The 3,781-nt window shown below is 70.7% G+C and carries 2 protein-coding genes; one reads left to right on the top strand and one right to left on the bottom strand.

Annotated features, from left to right (window positions below; all coding sequences use genetic code 11):
* Positions 1-68: 68 nt before the first annotated feature.
* Positions 69-2,849, bottom strand: a complete 2,781-nt coding sequence (gene secA, locus HCN56_RS24250) for a preprotein translocase subunit SecA (RefSeq protein WP_167974595.1) — start codon at positions 2,847-2,849, stop codon at positions 69-71.
* Positions 2,850-2,977: 128 nt separating this feature from the next.
* On the opposite strand from secA, the gene HCN56_RS24245 reads away from it, so the two are divergent.
* Positions 2,978-3,781 (top strand): DNA glycosylase AlkZ-like family protein (locus HCN56_RS24245; protein ID WP_167974593.1); only part of this gene is annotated, 804 nt, incomplete at its 3' end.

Genomic DNA, 3,781 nt, shown 5'->3' with positions numbered 1-3,781 from the left:
GCCGCGTCCCGATCCCTCGGGACGCGGCCCCGCGCCGCGCCTGCACCCGCCGGACGGCGGGCGGGGTGTCACTTCTTGCGGCGACGGCCGCCCTTCTGCGCCTTGCGGCGCTCGGCCCGGCCGGTGCCCTCGGTCGTGCTGCCGCCGGCGGCGTCGAAGTCGCCCTCGACCACACCGCCCTCGCCGTCGACCGACGGCGCGGAGAAGTGCAGCCGGTCGGTGCGCTGCGGCGCCTCCAGGCCCTTGGCCTTGATCGCCGGGGCCTCCGCCGCCCGCGGGGCCGGCGCACCCTCGGCGACCGGCACCTCCTCGACCTTCCGCTCGACCTGGACCTCCAGGTTGAACAGGTAGCCGACCGACTCCTCCTTGATCGCCTCCATCATGGCGGTGAACATGTCGAAGCCCTCGCGCTGGAACTCCACCACCGGGTCGCGCTGCGCCATGGCGCGCAGCCCGATGCCCTCCTGGAGGTAGTCCATCTCGTAGAGGTGCTCACGCCACTTGCGGTCCAGCACGGAGAGGACGACGCGCCGCTCCAGCTCGCGCATGACCTCCGAGCCCAGCTCCTTCTCCCGGGCGTCGTACTGGTCGTAGACGTCCTTCTTGACCGACTCGGCGATGAACTCCGCCGTCAGCCCCTCGCGGTCGCCGACCGCGTCGTCCAGCTCGTCCACCGTGACCGCGATGGGGTACAGCTGCTTGAACGCGCCCCACAGCCGGTCGAGGTCCCACTCCTCCGCGAACCCCTCGACCGTCTCCGCCTGCACGTAGGCGTCGATGGTGTCGTCCATGAAGAACCGCACCTGCTCGTGCAGGTCCTCGCCCTCCAGCACCCGGCGGCGCTCGGTGTAGATCACCTCGCGCTGGCGGTTCAGGACCTCGTCGTACTTGAGGACGTTCTTGCGGATCTCGAAGTTCTGCTGCTCGACCTGGCCCTGCGCCGAGGCGATCGCGCGGGTCACCATCTTGTTCTCGATCGGGACGTCGTCCGGCACGTTCGCCATCGACATCACACGCTCGACCATGGCCGCCTTGAACAGCCGCATCAGGTCGTCGCCGAGCGAGAGGTAGAAGCGGGACTCCCCCGGGTCGCCCTGCCGGCCGGAACGACCACGCAGCTGGTTGTCGATCCGCCGCGACTCGTGGCGCTCGGTACCCAGGACGTAGAGCCCGCCGAGCTCCTTGACCGCGTCGTTCTCGGTGGCGACGGAGCGCTCGGCGCGCTCCAGCGCCTCGGGCAGCGCCGCCGCCCACTCCTCCAGGTGCTCCACCGGGTCCAGGCCCTTGCCGCGCAGCTCGGTCTCGGCGATGTCGTCGGGGTTGCCCCCGAGCTTGATGTCGGTACCGCGGCCGGCCATGTTGGTGGCCACCGTGACCGCGCCGCGCCGCCCGGCCTTGGAGACGATCGACGCCTCCCGCTCGTGGTTCTTGGCGTTGAGCACCTCGTGGCGGACCCCGCGCTTGTTGAGCTGCTGCGAGAGGTACTCGGACTTCTCCACGGAGGTGGTGCCCACCAGCACCGGCTGCCCCGTGGCGTGCTTCTCCACCACGTCCTCGACGACCGCCGCGAACTTGGCGACCTCGGTCCGGTAGATGAGGTCCGCCTGGTCGACACGGGCCTGGCCCCGGTGGGTGGGGATCGGCACCACGCCGAGCTTGTAGATCTGGTGCAGCTCCGCGGCCTCCGTCATCGCCGTACCGGTCATGCCGGACAGCGTGTCGTAGAGGCGGAAGTAGTTCTGGAGGGTGATCTTGGCGAGGGTCTGGTTCTCGTCCTTGATCTTCACACCCTCCTTCGCCTCGATCGCCTGGTGCATGCCCTCGTTGTAGCGGCGCCCCGCCAGGATGCGGCCGGTGTGCTCGTCGACGATCACGACCTCGCCGTCCACGACGACGTAGTCCTTGTCGGCCTTGTACAGCTCCTTCGCCTTGATGGCGTTGTTGAGGTAGCCGACGAGGGGGGTGTTGACCGACTCGTAGAGGTTGTCGATGCCGAGCCAGTCCTCGACCTTGGCGACACCGGCGTCGTGGATGGCGACCGTGCGCTTCTTCTCGTCCACGTCGTAGTCGCCGGTCTCCGCGACCTGGCGCGACGGCACCGCGGGCTCGCCCTTCTCCAGGCGCTTGACCAGCTTCGAGAAGTCGGCGTACCACTTGGTCGCCTGGTCGGCCGGGCCGGAGATGATCAGCGGCGTCCGGGCCTCGTCGATGAGGATCGAGTCCGCCTCGTCGACCACCGCGAAGAAGTGGCCGCGCTGGACCAGTTCGTCCTTGGACCACGCCATGTTGTCGCGCAGGTAGTCGAAGCCGAACTCGTTGTTGGTGCCGTGCGTGACGTCGCAGGCGTACTGCTCGCGGCGCTTGGCCGGCGGCATGCCGCCGGTGATGCAGCCCACGGAGAGGCCGAGGAACTTGTGCACCCGGCCCATCCACTCGGAGTCACGCTGCGCGAGGTAGTCGTTGACGGTGATCTGGTGGACGCCCTTGCCCGCGAGGGCGTTGAGGTAGACCGGCAGCGTCGAGACCAGGGTCTTGCCCTCACCGGTCTTCATCTCGGCCACGTGGCCGAGGTGCATCGCCGCGCCGCCCATGATCTGCACGTCGTAGTGGCGCTGGCCCAGGACCCGCTTGGCCGCCTCACGGACGGTCGCGAACGCCTCGGGCATCAGGTCGTTGAGCGTCTCTCCCTCGGCGAGACGTTCCCGGTACTCGTCCGTGAGTGCCCGCAGTTCCGCATCCGTCAGGTTCAGGAAGTCCTCTTCAATGGAGTTGACCTGATTGGCGATGCGGTGCAGCTTGCGGAGGATCTTTCCTTCGCCTGCTCGCATGAGCTTGTTGAAGACGGACACGAGGGCTTGTCTCCTTGCCGGTCGGATGCTTGGGCGCGGCTTCCCGACAGCGCGGGGCCCCGCGCCGCACCGGCCATCGTATGCGAGGGCACAGCGGGGTGTCAGTGCTGCGCCCTACGATCCACCCTATGACCACCGCACCCCTGCAGCTGACCACGGACGAGGCACGGCGGATCGCGCTGCGTGCGCAGGGCCTGCTCGGGGCCCCCGACCGGCGGGCGGGCGTGCGGGGCGTGCTGCGTCGGCTGGGGGCGGTCCAGCTGGACACCATCTCGGTGCTGGCGCGCTCGCACGAGCTGGTCCCCTACGCCCGGCTCGGCGCCGTCGGCCGGGAGGCGGTCGAGTCGGCCTACTGGTCGGGCGACACCGCCTTCGAGTACTGGTCGCACGCCGCGTGCGTCCTGCCGATGGAGGAGTGGCCGCTGTTCGCGTTCCGGCGCCGCGCCCTGCGGGCCCGGGGCCACCGCTGGCACCGCCTCGACGACCGGGAGCGCAGCGTGGCGGCGGTGCGCGAACGGCTGACGGCCGAGGGGCCGCTCACCGCCTCGGCACTCGGCGGCGCCAAGCGCGGCGGCCCGTGGTGGGACTGGTCGCAGACGAAGATCGCGGTGGAGTGGATGCTGGACACCGGCGAGGTGGTCTGCACCCGCCGCCAGGGGTGGAAGCGCGTCTACGATCTCGCGGAGCGCGCGGTCCCCGCGGAACTCCGCCACGACGACCTCGACGACGCCGCCTGCCTCCGCCGGCTGGTCGGCCAGGCGGGCGCCGCGCTCGGCGTCGCGACCGAGGCGGACCTCGCGGACCACCACCGGCTGCGGGCCGCCGAGGTCGCCGCGGCGGTCGCCGACTCGGGGCTGGTCCGCGTGGCCGTCGACGGCTGGCCGGAGCGCGGCGCCCGCAACCGGGCCTGGGCCGACCCGGCCGCCCTGGCG

It is taken from the genome of Streptomyces lonarensis (assembly GCF_012033735.1).
GTDB lineage: Bacteria > Actinomycetota > Actinomycetes > Streptomycetales > Streptomycetaceae > Streptomyces > Streptomyces lonarensis.
This window is presented reverse-complemented; position numbering and strand designations above follow the sequence as displayed.